The 16,635-nt window shown below is 58.5% G+C and carries 14 protein-coding genes and 1 riboswitch; of the genes, 10 read left to right on the top strand and 4 right to left on the bottom strand.

The genetic code is table 11. From position 1 onward, the window contains the following. Positions 1-42: 42 nt before the first annotated feature. Complete coding sequence (gene hemQ, locus PD282_RS19685; protein ID WP_274652455.1) at positions 43-789, bottom strand: hydrogen peroxide-dependent heme synthase; 747 nt, start codon at positions 787-789, stop codon at positions 43-45. A 196-nt stretch (positions 790-985) separates the two neighbouring features. On the opposite strand from hemQ, the gene PD282_RS19680 reads away from it, so the two are divergent. The 4 genes from PD282_RS19680 (at position 986) to dnaI (ending at position 4,867) form a co-directional block, all read left to right on the top strand. Next, positions 986-1,273, top strand: a complete 288-nt coding sequence (locus PD282_RS19680) for a YuiB family protein (RefSeq protein ID WP_274652454.1) — start codon at positions 986-988, stop codon at positions 1,271-1,273. A 75-nt stretch (positions 1,274-1,348) separates the two neighbouring features. Then, positions 1,349-2,233: an alpha/beta fold hydrolase gene (locus PD282_RS19675; RefSeq protein ID WP_274652452.1), complete on the top strand. Its 885-nt coding sequence runs from the start codon at positions 1,349-1,351 to the stop codon at positions 2,231-2,233. A 116-nt stretch (positions 2,234-2,349) separates the two neighbouring features. Further along, on the top strand, positions 2,350-3,891 hold the full coding sequence (locus PD282_RS19670; RefSeq protein WP_274652451.1) for a replication initiation and membrane attachment family protein: 1,542 nt from the start codon (positions 2,350-2,352) through the stop codon (positions 3,889-3,891). Positions 3,892-3,910: 19 nt separating this feature from the next. Then, positions 3,911-4,867: a primosomal protein DnaI gene (gene dnaI / locus PD282_RS19665; protein WP_274655331.1), complete on the top strand. Its 957-nt coding sequence runs from the start codon at positions 3,911-3,913 to the stop codon at positions 4,865-4,867. A 133-nt stretch (positions 4,868-5,000) separates the two neighbouring features. Here the strand turns inward: dnaI and PD282_RS19660 are convergent, their stop codons facing one another. Then, positions 5,001-5,147, bottom strand: coding sequence for a YqzM family protein (locus PD282_RS19660; RefSeq protein ID WP_274652449.1), 147 nt, complete (start codon positions 5,145-5,147; stop codon positions 5,001-5,003). A gap of 201 nt (positions 5,148-5,348) precedes the next feature. On the opposite strand from PD282_RS19660, the gene uvrC reads away from it, so the two are divergent. Continuing rightward, positions 5,349-7,232 (top strand): excinuclease ABC subunit UvrC, encoded by a 1,884-nt coding sequence (gene uvrC, locus PD282_RS19655; protein WP_274652447.1) that lies wholly within the window; start codon positions 5,349-5,351, stop codon positions 7,230-7,232. A gap of 76 nt (positions 7,233-7,308) precedes the next feature. Here the strand turns inward: uvrC and PD282_RS19650 are convergent, their stop codons facing one another. Then, on the bottom strand, positions 7,309-8,916 hold the full coding sequence (locus PD282_RS19650) for a CPBP family intramembrane glutamic endopeptidase (RefSeq protein WP_274652445.1): 1,608 nt from the start codon (positions 8,914-8,916) through the stop codon (positions 7,309-7,311). Between the two features lie 244 nt (positions 8,917-9,160). Further along, positions 9,161-9,379: riboswitch (cyclic di-AMP (ydaO/yuaA leader) on the top strand. 70 nt (positions 9,380-9,449) lie between these two features. On the opposite strand from PD282_RS19650, the gene PD282_RS19645 reads away from it, so the two are divergent. Beyond that, entirely contained in the window at positions 9,450-10,808 is a 1,359-nt protein-coding gene (locus PD282_RS19645) for a TrkH family potassium uptake protein (protein ID WP_274652444.1), read from the top strand. Between the two features lie 17 nt (positions 10,809-10,825). Beyond that, positions 10,826-12,061 carry a cation:proton antiporter gene (locus PD282_RS19640; RefSeq protein WP_274652443.1) on the top strand — a complete coding sequence of 412 codons (1,236 nt, stop codon included), beginning with the start codon at positions 10,826-10,828 and terminating at the stop codon, positions 12,059-12,061. Between the two features lie 110 nt (positions 12,062-12,171). On the opposite strand, the gene PD282_RS19635 is transcribed toward PD282_RS19640, so the two are convergent. Then, positions 12,172-13,092, bottom strand: a complete 921-nt coding sequence (locus tag PD282_RS19635; protein ID WP_274652442.1) for a LysR family transcriptional regulator — start codon at positions 13,090-13,092, stop codon at positions 12,172-12,174. A gap of 214 nt (positions 13,093-13,306) precedes the next feature. Here PD282_RS19635 and PD282_RS19630 point away from each other — a divergent pair, with 214 nt between their 5' ends. The 3 genes from PD282_RS19630 to sdhB are packed head-to-tail and all read left to right on the top strand — an operon-like array spanning position 13,307 to position 16,529. Then, on the top strand, positions 13,307-13,978 hold the full coding sequence (locus tag PD282_RS19630; protein WP_274652440.1) for a succinate dehydrogenase cytochrome b558 subunit: 672 nt from the start codon (positions 13,307-13,309) through the stop codon (positions 13,976-13,978). A gap of 24 nt (positions 13,979-14,002) precedes the next feature. Next, positions 14,003-15,748, top strand: a complete 1,746-nt coding sequence (gene sdhA / locus PD282_RS19625; protein ID WP_274652439.1) for a succinate dehydrogenase flavoprotein subunit — start codon at positions 14,003-14,005, stop codon at positions 15,746-15,748. A gap of 16 nt (positions 15,749-15,764) precedes the next feature. Beyond that, positions 15,765-16,529, top strand: a complete 765-nt coding sequence (gene sdhB / locus PD282_RS19620; protein ID WP_274652438.1) for a succinate dehydrogenase iron-sulfur subunit — start codon at positions 15,765-15,767, stop codon at positions 16,527-16,529. Positions 16,530-16,635: the final 106 nt, after the last annotated feature.

The following is a 16,635-nucleotide window of genomic DNA, read 5'->3' as shown; positions in this document are numbered from 1 at the left end:
CCCGGCAAGACGCGGCTCCATCCGTTTTTTGCATGACTCTATTCAGAGGCTGAGCATCCGGTGCAGCTTCTCCTCGTCCAGCCGGTTGCCGACGAAGAACTCGCCGAAGTCGCCGAACCGGGCGCTCACTTCATCGAAGCGCATTTCGTAAACGAGCTTCTTGAACTGAAGCGCGTCTTCGGCAAACAGGGTTACGCCCCATTCCCAGTCGTCGAAGCCAACTGAGCCGGTAATGATCTGCTTGATTTTGCCGGCATAGCTGCGCCCGATCATGCCGTGGCTCCGCATCATGGCGCGGCGCTCGTCCATGCCGAGCATATACCAGTTGTCGCCGCCTTGACGGCGCTTGTTCATCGGGTAAAAGCAGATGTGATTCCATTTCGGCAAAATCGGCTTCAGCCGTGCGACGATGTCCGGATTTTGCATCGGGTCCGTTCCGGGCGCCGCCATGTAATTGCTCAGCTCGACGACGCTGACGTACGAGTGGGCCGGGACGGTGAACGAAGCGAACGACGTCTTGTTGAAAGCCGTCTCGAGTTCGTTCAGTTCTTCCAGCGTCTCGCGCAAATGCATAAAGACAAAATCGGCTTTTTGGCCGACGATCGCGTAAAAAGCGGTGCTGCCGGTTTTCGCTTCTTCGGCGGCTTGGTACTGCTTCAGCAGCGCCTCAAGCTCGTCCGATGCGGCGCGGCGCACATGCTCGTCCGCGCGCTTCCAGGCGTTCCAGTCGATCGAGCGGAAATCGTGCAGGGCGTACCAGCCCTCCAGCGTTTGAGCCGCTTCACTCATGGGTCATCTCTCCCGTCGCGTAAGTGTCCTTCCCATTGTATCGTAACGCCGCTACGAGGCGCAAATGGCGGACTTGTGACAAACGGGCCGCATCAATTGACTTCCCTGGGGGGTTCCACTAAACTAAATCGTAGCGAAAATCCGCCTTTCTGAAGGCGGCAGCCGGCAATTCAACGTTAAGGGGACAACGAATACCATGCTTCAGCTCATTATTGCGACGATTCTGTTTTTCGTCATGATGTTCGGGATCGGGTTTATATTGAACATGCTGCTGAAGACGACCTGGTTTCCCATTTATTTGTATGTCATCGTGTTGATTCCGATTTTCATCTGGCAGACGTGGGATCATTCGAAGACGATCATCGGCAATTTCACCGCATTCACCATTGTCGATATCGTGCCGGCGATCGGCGCTTTGATCGGCGCTTATATCAGCGGATCGGCCATTCGCGCGCTGCGGCGCGGCGGTTACAAAATGTTCTAATGATGATTCGCACGGCGGCAGGGCCATACTAAGGATATTCGTCAGCCAAATTTGACAGATCCGAGGTGTTGAGCCTTGCCTTTTTTTCAAATCGGGGATACGGCCGTCCATGTTCATGAGCAGGGGGACCGCGGAACGCCGGTGCTGTGCGTTCATCCGCCATGCATCAGCAGCAGGCTGTTCACGTATGTGAGGACGGAGCTGGCGGATACCCGCCGCGTCATCACGTTCGATGCACGCGGCCACGGGCACAGTGAAGCGGGAACCGCGCGGCTCACACTGCCGCTGCTGGCTGAAGACATGCGGCGCATATTGGATTGGAGCGGAGCGAAGCAGGCGTATTTGTGCGCCTACGGCCCGGCATCGCTTCCGGCGCTTCAGGCGCTGCTGGCTTATCCGGACCGTTTCTGCGGAGGGATTCTGATTTCCGGAGCGGCCGCTTATACGGATATCGTCAGCCGTTCGAAGCTGCAGGCCGCTTACGTTTCCAGCCTGCTGAAAGCGAGGGAGCTGGTTGCGCTGCAAGCGGCCTGGCAGGAAGCGGACAATCGGACGGCGTTCCAAGCGCTGCAAGAGGAAGCGAAACAGGGCAGCGCCGTCCGCTGGAAGGAATATGTGTCGGCTTGTCTCGACACTTCGTTCGCCCGCGAGCTCGGCCGGATCAGGCAGCCGATGCTGGTCATTTACGGGACGGCGGATATGCGCGGCGCCATGTACGCCCGTGAGCTGCACCGCGCACTGCCGGACAGCGAGCTGTACGGCGTGCTGAAGGCCGGCCGCCATCTGCTTATGAAGGAGCCGGCGCGGACGGCGTTCGTCATCCGGCAGTGGATCGACAAGCAGGAGCGTCCGGAGGTTGCGGATACGTTTGAAGAACGCGAGGAGCTGCTGAAGCAAATCGCCGGACAAGGCGTGACGGCCGGTCTCGAAGAGGAAGGGCCGGGCGTGCGTCAGCCCTGAAGCAGAATCCCCCCGAAAGAAAATTCGGGGGGATTTCTTTTTTTTCGCGCCTCAAATCCGGGCCTTTTTTATGATAGAATAGGAGGACAGTCTAAGGGATGGAGCGGTAAAGCACGATGCGGATCGGAAACTTGCATCAATTTACGGAGCATCACCGGTATTACGTTTTTCGCGATTTTTCGCTGAGCGCGGTCGACCGGAAAATGCTCGGTATCATCTATCAGCCGATGATCGGCGCATTCGCCGCCGCGCTGTACGAGCTGCTGTTCCAGCAGGTGGCTGACGATAGGATCGGCTATTCCCGGCTTGAGCCGCAGCGGAAGCTTCTGCTCGGACTCGGGCTGGAGATGAACGAGCAGGGCCGCCAGGGGCTGGCCGAGCAGGCGTCGCGGCTGGAGGCGGTCGGACTGCTGCAGGTTTCGCGGCTCGGCGTCCCGGATCACGACGATTTCATATACGAATACGAGCTGGCAAAACCGCTGGCGCCCGACGAGTTTTTCCGGACGCCGCATTTGACGCTGCTGCTGCGCGACAAGGTGGGCAAATATGCGGTCATCGCGCTGCGCGAATCGTTCTACGAGAAGGAAGCGGACGAGTTGGCCGGCACGGAGCTGATGCGGGAAAACATTTCCGTGCCGTTCTATGAGCTGTTCCGGCTGAACGCGCAGTCGGTCGACCGGGAGCTCGAGCAGGCGCTCACCGAGGTGGCGCCGTCGCGTCAGCCGGCGGCAGCCAGAGGCTCGTCCGAAACGGCGGGTATCCGGTATGCCGACATCATCATGCGCTTTCCGCGCAATGCGTCGAACCGGCGGCATGTCGAGGGACTGCGAGGCGACGAGGAGCGGCTGGCCGAGCTGAACTACATCGCGTACAAATACGGGCTGACCGTGGTCGATCTGTGCCGGCTGCTGGACGAGGACGAAGCGTTTAACGCCCGCGGCGAGCTGATGCTGGACGAGCTTCAGCTTCGGGCGAACGAGCTTTTCCGCCAGGGACGGAAGCGGGAGGGGGACCGGCAGCGGCTTCTCGGCCGCAGCGGCGCCGCGGACACGGAGCCGGAACCGGCGGACGGCGGCGCCGCAGCGGACGATGTGCCCGAGGAAGCGGCGGTGCAGGCCGAATTTTACTTGGACGTTCCCGCGCAGCTCGCGGACCGATGCGACATTCACCAGTACAATATGCTGATGCGCAACGAACCGCATACGCGGTTTATTACCCGCTTTTTCCCGGGAGCGGTGCCGGAATGGATCATGCGCGTGTTTGAGGTGGTCGACCTCAATTACCGGCTGGACGGCGCGGTTATTAATGTCCTTATTCATTACGTACTCGGCATTAACGACGCCCAGCGGGTGACGAAAACCTACATAGACGCCGTCGCGTCCAATATGCTCGTGAAACGGATCGATACGTTTGAGAAGGCGGTCCGTTACGTCCGGGAGCAGGTCAGGCTCGAGGCGGACAAGGAGCGGCGGAGCGAGAACGGCGGAGCAGCCGGCGGCGCAGGCAGCCGCGGCGCCGCAGCGGGGAGCGGCAGAGGGCGCAGAAGCGCGGCGAAGCCGCCGATCTCCATTATCCAGGACGCGCCGGGCGCGGCGGTGTCGCCGGAGAAGCTGGAGGAGCTGCGGAAGCTGGCGCGCAAACTGGACGGTAAATCTTAGGAGGTGAACGGATATGGCCATGGAATCGCTTGGCGAACTGCTGCAGCGTTGGCCGGGCGGCAGCGAAGCGGTGCGCCGGGCCGACAGTCTGATGAAGGAGCTGCTGGCGGAGCCGCTTGTGCAGAAGCTGCGCGGCAAGCATCCGGAGCTGGACGAGGCGACCGTTCGGCTTCATTTGAACCGGGTATACCAATACGTGAAGGAGTACCGCAACTGCTCGAATTGCCCGGGACTTGGCAGCTGCCCGAACGATTTTGAAGGCCACTATACGCTGCTTTCATGCGATAAGACGGGCGGGACGGTCCAGCTGACCGACCGGAAGGTGCCGTGCAAGAAGCTCCTTGCGCGCCGGTCGGAAGAGCAGATCCGCAGCCGCGTCCGCAGCTTCTATATCGACGACCGGGCGCTGTCGCAGGGCTATTCGGCCGACGAGATTTTAACGAAGGATACGGAACGGATCGGAGCGGTCGGCAGGGTGCTGGAATATATCGACCGCACGAAGGAACACGGGCTGGGGCGGGAAGGACTGTATCTGGCCGGCAGCTTCGGCACGGGCAAGACGTTCCTGATGTGCTATATGCTTTATGAGCTGGCGAAATCCGGTTACACGGGCGCGATCGTTTATATGCCGGAGTTCGTCGAGGATTTGAAATCGCTGATGCTCGAGCCCGGCAAGCTGAAGGAAACGGTCGACATGATGAAGGAGACGGACCTGCTCATATTCGACGATATCGGAGCCGAGAACCTGAATCCGTGGGTTCGCGACCACGTGATGGGCTCGATTCTCAACTACCGGATGAACCGCAAGCCGACCTTCTATACGTCCAATTACGATTTGGACGCGCTGGAGCGGCATTTCAGCTTTACGAGCAAGGACGGGGACGAGCTTCACAAAGGGCAGCGGATTATGGACCGGATTCGCCCGTACGTCGAGACGGTTTACGTGTCGGGGTACAACAAACGCGGCCAGCGCTAAACGTGATAAAGACCGGGAGCACGCTGCTTCCCGGTCTTTGTTTATTTCGGCTGGATTTCTGCCGGACTTGGCCGGCCGGCAACCGGCAAGTAAAAAGGCCCCGCGCGAGGAGATTCGCTGCGAAGCCTTGGAATTACGAGATCGCGAACTTAATGATCACCGCGATGGCGAACACAACGAACAGAAAGCCGAAAAAGACGCTGAAGCCCATAAATACGTCGCCAAAATCGTCTCGCGGTTCTTCGTTTACGTGTTCACGAGGGTCTCTAACATTTTCCATTTTCAACTTCCTCCTCGAAGACAAAAATTGCTTCTCCTAGTATACCCAGAATTCCGAAACGTTGTAAAGCTTCGCGCGTGACAATTGTGAGGCGATTTTGCAAACAATCGGAGCGGCCTGCGCAGGGCGCTCCCGCTATCCGTTTTCCCGCTTCGCTGTGCTACAATAAGGAGAGCGCAGCATGGAGGAGGAGTTAGTCGGATGGAAGAAGTAAAGTCCGGGCGAAAATCCGCAGCCGAACGGATTCGCAGCAAGCTGGCGCTGCTGCCGGATAAGCCGGGCTGCTATTTGATGAAAAACGGCGAAGGCACGATCATTTACGTCGGCAAGGCGAAGGTGCTGAAAAATCGCGTACGCTCGTATTTCATCGGCAGCCATGCGGGCAAAACGCAGCGGCTCGTATCGGAAATACGCGATTTCGAATATATCGTTACGGCCAGCAACATGGAAGCGCTCATCCTCGAGTGCAACCTGATCAAGCAGTACCACCCGCGCTACAACGTGCTGCTGAAGGACGACAAGTCGTTCCCTTACATTAAAATAACGGGCGAGCGTCATCCGAAGCTGGAGGTAACGCGCCGGATCGTTAAGGACAAGGGAAAATATTTCGGCCCTTATCCGAACGCCTACGCGGCGCAGGAGACGAAGAAGCTGCTGGACCGCCTGTATCCGCTGCGCAAATGCAACACGCTGCCCGATAAGGTGTGTCTCTATTATCATTTGGGCCAATGCGTCGCCCCGTGTGAATTCGAGGTCGAGCAGGAGACGTATGATACGATGGTTCAGGAAATCGTCCGCTTTCTGAACGGCGGACACGACGAGGTGCGCAAAACGCTGAAGGCACGTATGGAAACGGCGGCAGAGGCGCTTGAATTCGAGCGGGCGAAGGAATTCCGCGACCAGCTGAATGCGATCGACGCGGTGATGGAGAAGCAGAAAATAACGATCAACGACGCGATGGACCGCGACGTGTTCGGTTACGCGACGGAAAAAGGCTGGATGTGCGTCCAGATCATGTATATGCGTCAGGGGAAGCTGATCGAGCGAAGAGCGACGACCTTCCCTTATTACGGCGAAGCGTACGACGATTTCGTCACGTTCGTGACGCAGTATTACAGCGACAATCCGGCGCTGCCGAAGGAGATTCTGCTTCCTGCTCCGTTGCAGGAGGCGGACGAAGCTCCGCCTGTCGCGGGCGGCGATGAAGACGCGGGACCCGCCCCGGGAACGGCCGGCGATGAGGTTCGCTCGTCGATGCAAAGCTGGCTGAAGGTCAAGATTTTCATGCCGCAGCGGGGCCGGAAACGGGACGTGGTGAAAATGGCGGCGGACAACGCGGCGGTCACGCTCGACGAGAAGTTCCGTCTGCTCGAGCGGGACGAGGACCGGACGCTGAAGGCGTCCCAAGGCTTGGCCGAGGCGATCGGCCTGCCGGAGGTGCGGCGCATCGAAGCGTTCGACAACTCCAATATCCAAGGAGCGAGCCCGGTATCGGCGATGGTCGTGTTTGCGGACGGTAAACCGGACAAGAAGGAATACCGCAAATATAAAGTGCGCACGGTGCAGGGGCCGGACGATTACGAAACGATGCGCGAGGTGATCCGCCGCCGTTATGAGCGAGTGCTGAAGGAAGGGCTGCAGCAGCCGGACCTCATCATCGTGGACGGCGGCAAGGGGCAGATTTCCGCCGCGCTGGACGTGCTTGAGAACGAGCTCGGCCTGAACGTGCCGGTCTGCGGACTGGTCAAGGACAACAAGCACAAGACCGCGCAGCTGATGGCGGGCGATACGATGGAAATCATTCCGCTCGCGCGCGACAGTCAGCCGTTTTATTTGCTGCAGCGCATTCAGGACGAGGTGCACCGATTCGCGATCTCGTTTCACCGCGAGCAGCGCGCCAAATCGATGGTCGCCTCGCGGCTCGACGCCATCCCCGGCATCGGCGAGAAGCGGCGCAAGGCGCTGCTGAAGCATTTCGGCTCGCTTAAAAAAATTAAAGAGGCCTCCGTCGAAGACTTCCGGCCTCTGTCCATCGGCGAGAAGCTCGCCGTTCAAATTATCGAAGCGCTGCGCGAAGAGCCATAAGCTCTGCGGCCGGACCGTTCGACGCCGCTCTGGCGGCGCCGGGCGATAAAGGGCCGCAGGCCCTGCAGCCGAGCCGTCATGCGGTACGGTACCTCCAGCGGGCGAAGCGGGCGATGACCCAAGCGATAACAGCCGGCAGTACGGCATAAACGGCGCCCATGACGATATTGCCGGCCCCGCCGAGGAAAATGAGCGACACCGCCATCATGACACTGTCCATGACGGCGTGAGCGAACAGGACCGTCATAAAGCCGTAGCGGAGCATTAATCCGCTCAGTATGAGACCGATAATTGTGAGCTCGATCAGCCTGGTCGTCGACGGGAATATCGGGTACGTGACGTGCCCGAGCGCCCAGATGACGGTCGGAATGAGCGCGGCGACAAACGTATTCTTGAACCATTTGCGCAGCAGGGCGATGCCGAACAGCCGGTAAACCGCCTCCTCGGATATGGCCGCGCACCACGCCAGCAGCGGGAACAGCCAGGGATAGGCGAAATTGTACGGCGACTGCGTCACGTCGGTCGTCGACCAGGCGCCGGTCGCGTTCATCAGGACGATGAAAATGATCGTCTGCAGGCCGAGCAGCATGAACGCAAACAAATAGCCGAGCTTCATGCTGGACCATACATGTCCGGCGTACCCGGGCGCGGCCGCTCTCGGCCATAGGCTGCGTCCCATCGACCGCCACAAGCCGTCCCCGGCTACAAGCGAGAAATAGGCCGCCAGCGCCATTCCGGCCGTCAAAAAGCAGGTGAAGCCGACCGCCACCGCCGCTTGAAGCGCGGCGTCCGGATCTTCGCCGAAGCTGGCGAGCAGCGCATCCTTCATATTGAAGTTGTTCGCCGTATACATGCCGAGAAACAAAACGGCCATCACGAGTCCGCGCACGAATGACGTGTTCCTGCGGTACAGGACGGCATAAATAATCGCGAGGATGAACATGACCAGCGACATGAGCAGACTGCCGATAAAAGACAGCTTCCCGGCGAGCCTTTCTTGCGCGTCGACATAGGACGAGTAGCTCTGCGGCACGGTAAACGCCGGTTTATACCCGGCGACGCGGATTCGGCCGTCCGCGGTCCGTTCGGTGCGGATTTGCAGCGTCAGCTTCGCATCCCCCGCCGAATAGCCGTTTACGTTCAGCCACACGGTGCCGTTGTTCGCATCCTCCCGCTTCACCGATAACGCATTCGCCTTGAACCCCTGCGAGACGGCGAATTTGACGGCGGCGTCGCGGCTTTCTCCCGCGCCGGGAGCCTTCGCCGGCTGCGGGTCTGGAACGCGGTTCCAGCCGACGATATTGCCGTGCTCCATGTGAATATAGACGAACAACGTGCCGCCACCCGGCATGTCTGCGTTCACCTGATACGTGTCGGTCGGAAATTTGACGTCGTATTTTTTGTCGTAAGCTTTGGTTAACTTCGTTTTCTCCAGGTAGCCGTAGAACAGACTGTCCGACTGGTAAACTGTCTCCATCTTCAGCGGAGCCTGATCGAACTGCCGTCTGGCGAAATCGGCCGCGGTGCGTTCGGCGGCGCTTTTCGGAATGACCTTTTCGCTCGAATTGCCGAAAAAAGCTTCGGACGTGGACGGAAGGACCTGCACCAGCAAAAAGAGAATTATTCCGGCGGCGCCCAGCCAGGCGAACAGGTTCCGGCGCGGCTGCTTCTGATCGTCATTCATACATGCACCTCGGTCGGCTGAATTGGGGGACAAAAAAGGGCTATACAACTACCATATCATAGTTGTTCCGAAATTATCCATGCGAATGGGCAGCCTGCGGATGGAGGATAAGATAACGGGACAAGAAAGCCCGCAACCGACCGATTTGCGGACGCCTAAGGCTCAATTTGAAGCAAAACGGATGGATTTCTTCCGTATTGACGGTTGGATTTTACGCGTCTTCCGTTTTATAATGTGAATCAATTGAATAAAACAGCCGAATTTCAAACTGAAAACGGGGGAACCATACTGCTGTCGGACGCGAACTGCTTATTCAGGCATGCTGCCGGCGGCACGGGGTGAATTTCGCCAAGGACGGGCACCGCGGATTGCATATTTGCCGCCGCAGTCTTCCCGGCTAATAGGGCCGCCTGTCCGGGCCCGAATCCGTCAGCTAACCTCGCAGGCTGGAACGAACAGGAATGACCGCATACAAGCACTCGGATTCCAGTGCTTTTTTTTGTGCGTACGGAGCCGTACAGTGGGGGGAACGAATGAAGATCAAATCGATATTGAACGTGGCAAAATGGTCCCCGCCCCGAATCTTGGTCACGGGCTTCGCCCTGATCATTCTGCTCGGCGGTCTGCTGCTGTCGATGCCGTTCGCGTCGAGCGCCGGCGTTTCGACTCCGTTTATGGATGCGCTTTTTACCGCCACTTCCGCTACCTGCGTGACGGGGCTCGTGGTCGTGGATACGGGCAGCCATTATTCGATCCCGGGTCAGATCATCATTATTACGCTCATTCAGGTCGGCGGACTCGGGTTCATGACCATGTCGACGCTTTTCGCTCTCGTACTGCGAAAACGAATCTCGCTTAAGGAGCGGTTAATCCTTCAGGAGGCGTTTAACCAGACAAGCATGGAAGGGATCGTGCGGCTGATCCGCAGGGTAATCCTGTATTCCCTCAGCATCGAGCTGGCCGGGGCCGTTCTCTTTTCGGTCCGCTGGGCGTTCGACATGCCGCTTGGAAAAGCGGTCTATTTCGGCGTCTGGCATGCGGTCTCCTTTTTTAATAATGCCGGCTTCGACCTGTTCGGCCAATTCGGCACGCCATTCGTCAGCCTGGTCGGTTACGTCCACGACCCGATCGTCAATCTCGTCACGATGCTGCTGATCATCCTGGGCGGACTCGGCTTCATCGTCATCGCCGATTTGATGGACTATCGCAAAAACAAACGGCTTTCGCTTCACTCCAAGGTCGTGCTGTCCGCGACCGGCATTCTGATCGGCGTCGGCGCATTCGTGATTTTCGTGTTTGAGTTTACGAACGACGCCACGCTCGGATCGTTGAGCTGGGGCGGCAAAATATGGGCTTCGTTTTTCCAGTCCGTCTCCCCGCGTACGGCGGGCGCCAATACGATCGATATCAGCTCGATGCGGCAGGCGACGCAGTTTTTTATCGTCATCCTGATGTTTATCGGTGCTTCCCCCGGGTCGACCGGCGGCGGCATCAAAACGACCACGTTCACGACGCTGGTCGGCGCCGTCATCGCCATGATCCGCGGCCGCGAGGATATCGTGATGTTCCGCTACCGGCTGGGGCGCGAGCGGATTTTCAAGGCGCTGACGATCACGATGCTGTCGCTGGCGCTCGTCATCTTCGTCACGATGGTGCTGTCGACGACGGAGGATAAGGCGTTTATCCGCATTTTATTTGAGACGACCTCGGCTTTCGGCACCGTCGGGCTGACGACCGGCATCACGCCGGACCTGTCGCTGGTCGGCAAAATTTTGATCAGCCTCACCATGTTTGCCGGACGGCTCGGCCCGCTGACGCTCGCATACGCGCTCGGTCCGCGCACGGAGAAAGAACTGTACCGCTACCCCGAGGGCAAAATGACCATCGGATAGGATAGGAGAATACATGCATGGAAACGCCAACGACCGATATCATTCACCACCTGCTTTTACTGATCCTATTAATCGTAAGCTCCGGCATGATCGCCGGATTTGTCTCATCCCGTCTGAAGCTTCCGGATGTGGCGCTGTTTATCGTCGCCGGCATGCTGCTCGGACAAGGACTGCACTGGATCAACGAGACGAGCAGCTCGCTGACCAACCAGCTCATCCTCGTGGCCGGGTCGGCCATCATCCTGTTCGACGGCGGGCGCAATATCCGGCTGCACGGCTTGAGGCAGGTTGGGTGGACCGTAGGCCTTCTCAGCGTGCCGGGCGTGCTCATCACGGTCGCCGTCGTCGGAACCGCAATTCACCTGCTGTTCGGGATCGAATGGCTTTATTCGCTGCTGGCGGCTTCCGTCGTCGCCTCCACCGATCCGGCTTCCATCATTCCGGTGTTCCGGCAGGTCAAAATCCGCGAGCGCGTAAGGGAAACGGTCGAAAGCGAATCCGCCTTCAACGATGCGACGGGATCCATCGTCACGTTCGCGCTGCTCGGAGCGGCGACGGGCAAATCCGCGCTGAACGCCGGGCATTTGATCGGCGATTTTCTCATTACGGCCCTCGGAGGCATCGTCATCGGCATCGCGTTCGGTTTTCTCGTCGTGTACCTCGTCGGCCATTTTCGGCTCGGCATCCTGCGCGATTATACGACGATCGCGATGATCGGGACGGCGGTCGCCGCCTACCTGATCGGGGACCTTCTTCACGTGAGCGGTTTTATGGCGACCTTCGTCGCCGGCCTGATCTGGGGGAACGCCGGTACGTTCGGTCTCGATCTGACCGACAAAGACCAGGAAATGACCCATTTTTCCGACAATATCACCGTAATCATGCGGATGCTCATCTTCGTGCTGCTCGGAAGCCAGGTCGATTTACGCCTGCTGGCCGGCTTCTGGTGGCAGAGCCTGATCGCCGTAGCCGTGCTGATGCTGATCGCGCGCCCCCTGACGGTGCTGGCAAGCGCGCTGCCGGATGCGAAATCGCGGTGGACGCTGCGCGAAATGGGGTTCATGTGCTGGGTAAGGGAGACGGGCGTCATCCCGGCTGCGCTTTCCGGCATGCTTGCCGGCATGGGCGTAAACCATGCCGACGTCATCGCTTCGGTGACGTTCATGGCCATCATGCTGACGATTTTGCTGCAGGCCAGCTCGACCGCCTGGATGGCAAGAAAGCTCGGTATGGATTTGGAAATGGAAAAATAGCCAACACTAACAAGGACAGGCCGATTTTGCCGGCGCTGTCCTTTTTAAACGGCTTCCGTTTTTTTGCGGGGGACCCTGCGGGGAATAAGCGAAAGCTTCTAGGGATGGCGTCACTTTTTGGAAATATCCGCGGCCGGCGGCTTCTTCTTGTACATAACGGAGATTTCGTCGATCCACAGCCGGACGGCAAGGCTTGGCGTTTCCGTTTCGGCATGGATGAGCGCCGTCGTTCGTTTCGTTTCGGCGAGCTCCGGAATCGAAAGCGTCATCAGCTCGTTATCTTCGAGCAGCTGCGCACGCAAATACGATTTCGGCAGCAGCGTGGCGGCACGGCACGTATGCAGCAGGCGCAAAATCGCCTCGAACGAGTCGATTTCCATCCGGACGTCGGGCAGCAGCCGGTATTTCTCGAACAGCTCGTCCGTCAGGATCCGGTACCACGTGCCTTTGGAAAATAAAATCATCGGCAGACCGTTCAAATAACTGATTTCCGGTCCGCCCTTGTCCGCGACGAACAGTCCGCGGGGAAGCACCAGCTCGAGGTGGTCGTCAAACAGCGGCACGCAGCGGATCGCCGGGTCGTCGATGCGCGAGGCGACGATGCCGAGATCGGCTTTTTTCTCGCGGACCAGCGTGACGATTTCGTGCGTTTTGCCGGTGATCGCCTTAATGTCGAGCTCGGGGCTGCGGTCCGTCAGCGCCTGAATCAGGTCCGGCAGCGTCGTCTGCAGCGTGGTCAGGCTGGCGCCGATCGTCAGCGTCGTGCGGCCGACGGCCTTGTATTCCGAGACCAGCTTCAAATAACGGAGATGCTGCTGGCGCGTTTCGACCGCGTAATCGTAAGTCAGCTGCCCGATCCGCGTCAGCTCGAGCCGCTTGCCGACGCGGTTGAACAGCTCCACGCCGAGCTCCTGCTCGAGCCGGGCGATTTTGCGCGACAGCGCCGGCTGCGACAAATTAAGCACGGCGGACGCTTTGTTCATGCTTGACTGCTCGACGACGGCGGCAAATATGCTTAACTCCTCCAACATCTCTTTTTCCTCCGGCTGCATATGCAGAATATGCATCATTTTTAATGAAAAAACGGCAATTCCATTATAAGCGAAAGAGGAGTACAATGTGAACGGTGAACAATTGGTGACAGGTAATTTTATTGACGCTTACAGGGGGCAGCGTTACAATGAAAAATGATTTTGGCGAAGTTTGGCGAATGAGACCCAGTTTTGAAAGGAGAACGCACGGATTATGAAAGGAAACTCGTATCTATCCCGCAAAATCCACTCTTTGCTCGGCGTAATCCCGCTCGGCCTGTTCATCATCGAACATATGCTGACGAATTACTCCGCTTTCGAGGGCGGGCCGCAACGATTTAACGACAGCGTGAAGTTCTTGAACGATCTGCCGCTCGTTTTTTTCCTTGAGCTGTTCGGCATTTGGCTTCCGCTTATTTTTCACGGGGTGTACGGCCTTTATGTCGCCTATCAGTCGAATGCCAATACGGGCAGGTTCCAATACGGCCGCAACTGGGCGTTTACGCTGCAGCGGATTTCCGGGGTCATCACCTTTATTTTCGTGTTCTGGCACTTGTATCAGACCCGCTTTCAGGTCATGATCGGCAAGGTGACGCACGAGGAGCTCGGCGCCCTGATGCACGGCATTACAACGAATAACTTTTATTTCGTGCTTTATTTGATCGGCATCGTTTCCGTAGCGTTCCACTTCAGCAACGGCATGTGGTCGTTCCTCGTCAGCTGGGGCATCACGGTCGGGCCGCGCGCGCAGCGCATCTCCTCCCGCATCTGGATGTGCGTTTTCGTCATCGTCGCGCTGCTGTTCATCCTTTCGCTCGTGTCGTTCCGGAGCTCGGAGTTCGCGGCGGCGGCATCGGCGGCTCAGGCTGTTCGGAATATTGTTTAAGTGAAGGAGAAGGAGTGAATCGATATGGCTAACAATAAAATCATTATCATCGGCGGCGGCCTGGCCGGACTGATGGCGACCATCAAAGCGGCCGAAGCGGGCGTGCACGTCGATCTGTTCTCGCTTGTGCCGGTCAAACGGTCCCACTCCGTCTGCGCCCAAGGCGGCATTAACGGCGCGGTCAATACGAAAGGCGAAGGCGACTCTCCGTGGCTGCACTTCGACGATACGGTTTACGGGGGCGACTTCCTCGCCAACCAGCCGCCGGTCAAAGCGATGTGCGAAGCGGCGCCGGGCATCATTCACCTGATGGACCGCATGGGCGTCATGTTCAACCGGACGCCGGAAGGACTGCTCGATTTCCGCCGGTTCGGCGGCACGAAGCATCACCGTACCGCGTTTGCGGGCGCGACGACCGGCCAGCAGCTGCTTTACGCGCTGGACGAGCAAGTACGGCGCTGGGAGACGGCTGGGCTCGTCACGAAGTACGAGCACTGGGAGTTCCTCGGTGTGGTGCTCGACGACGACGGCGTCTGCCGCGGCGTGTCGGCGCAGGATTTGCGCTCGATGCACGTGGAGACGTTCAAGGCGGATGCGGTTATTATGGCATCCGGCGGCCCGGGCATTATTTTCGGCAAAACGACGAACTCGGTCATTAACACAGGCACGGCGGCAAGCGCGGTTTACCAGCAGGGCGTCCATTACGCCAACGGCGAATTCATTCAGATTCACCCGACGGCCATTCCGGGCGACGACAAGCTGCGGCTGATGTCGGAATCGGCCCGCGGCGAAGGCGGCCGCATCTGGACGTACAAGGACGGCAAGCCGTGGTACTTCCTGGAGGAGAAATATCCGGCTTACGGCAACCTGGTGCCGCGGGATATCGCTACGCGCGAAATTTTCCACGTCTGCGTCGACATGAAGCTCGGCGTTAACGGCGAGAACATGGTTTATCTCGATCTGTCGCACAAGGATCCGAAGGAGCTGGACGTCAAGCTCGGCGGCATCATCGAAATTTACGAGAAATTCATGGGTGACGACCCGCGCAAAATCCCGATGAAGATTTTCCCGGCCGTTCACTATTCGATGGGCGGCATGTGGGTCGACTACAACCAGATGACGAATATCCCCGGGCTGTTCGCCTGCGGCGAATGCGAATACCAGTATCACGGCGCGAACCGGCTCGGCGCCAACTCGCTGCTGTCCGCCATTTACGGCGGCATGATAACCGGTCCGAAAGCCGTCGAATATATCAAGGGGCTCAAGAAGTCTGCGGAGGATGTATCGTCGGCCGTTTACGACCGCGAGAAGAAGCGCCAGGAAACCAAATACGAAAGCATCCTGAGCATGAACGGCACCGAGAACGCCTATGTGCTTCATAAAGAGCTCGGCGAATGGATGACGAACAACATGACCGTCGTCCGCTTCAACAAGAAGCTGGAAGAAACGATCGCAAAAATCAAAGAGCTGAAGCAGCGCTATTCGAGCATCAACATTAACGACACGGCGCGCTGGAACAACGCCGGCGTCGCGTTTACCCGCCAGCTGTGGAATATGCTTGAGCTGGCCGAAGCGATGACGCTCGGCGCGCTGCTCCGCGACGAAAGCCGCGGCGCTCATTACAAGCCGGATTTCCCGAAACGCAACGACGAGCAGTACCTCAAAACGACGAAAGCGAAGTGGACGCCGGACGGACCGGAAATCTCGTACGAACCGGTCGACGTGTCGCTTATCCCGCCGCGCGAGCGCGATTATTCGAAGGATCATTAGAAAGGAGCTGGCAGCGATGGCGCAAACGGCAACTGAAGCGAAAACAGTCAAACTGATCATTACCCGCCAGGACGGGCCGGATAAGCAGCCGTATACGGAAGAGTTCGAAGTGCCTTACCGCCCGAATATGAACGTGATCAGCGCGCTGATGGAAATTCAGCGCAATCCGAAGAAGCAGAACGGGCAGGCGACGGCTCCGGTATGCTGGGAGTCGAACTGCCTGGAGGAAGTATGCGGCGCCTGCTCCATGGTCATTAACGGCAAGCCGCGCCAGGCGTGCAGCGCCTTGATCGACCAGCTCGAGCAGCCGGTCCGGCTGGCGCCGATGAGCACGTTCCCGGTCGTCCGCGATCTCGTCATTAACCGCGAGCGGATGTTCAACGCGCTGAAACGCGTGAAAGCCTGGATTCCGATCGACGGCACGTACGACCTCGGACCGGGTCCGCGGATGGCGGAAACGAAACGCCAATGGGCCTATGAGCTGTCCAAATGCATGACATGCGGCGTATGCCTGGAGGCGTGCCCGAACGTCAATGACCGCACGAGCTTTATCGGACCGGCGGCGATTTCGCAGGTTCGCCTGTTCAACGCTCACCCGACAGGGGAAATGAACCAGGAGGAACGTCTGGAGACGCTGATGGAGGACGGCGGCATCGAAGGCTGCGGCAACTCGCAGAACTGCGTCCGCTCCTGCCCGAAAGGCATTCCGCTGACGACTTCCATTGCGGCGATCAACCGCGATACGACGAAGCATCTGTTCAAATCGTGGTTCGGCATGTAATTCGCCGTCCCGCACAACAAGAGGCTGTACCCGATCGCCGTTCGTAAACGGAATCGGGTACAGCCCCTTATTTGTTCGTCCCATCATTGCGGTGCATGCGGCAAAT

Origin of the sequence: Paenibacillus humicola (genome assembly GCF_028826105.1) — a bacterium.
Lineage (GTDB): Bacteria > Bacillota > Bacilli > Paenibacillales > Paenibacillaceae > Paenibacillus_Z > Paenibacillus_Z humicola.
The sequence above is the reverse complement of the archived record's forward strand: the minus strand, read 5'-3'. Positions and strand labels throughout refer to the sequence as shown.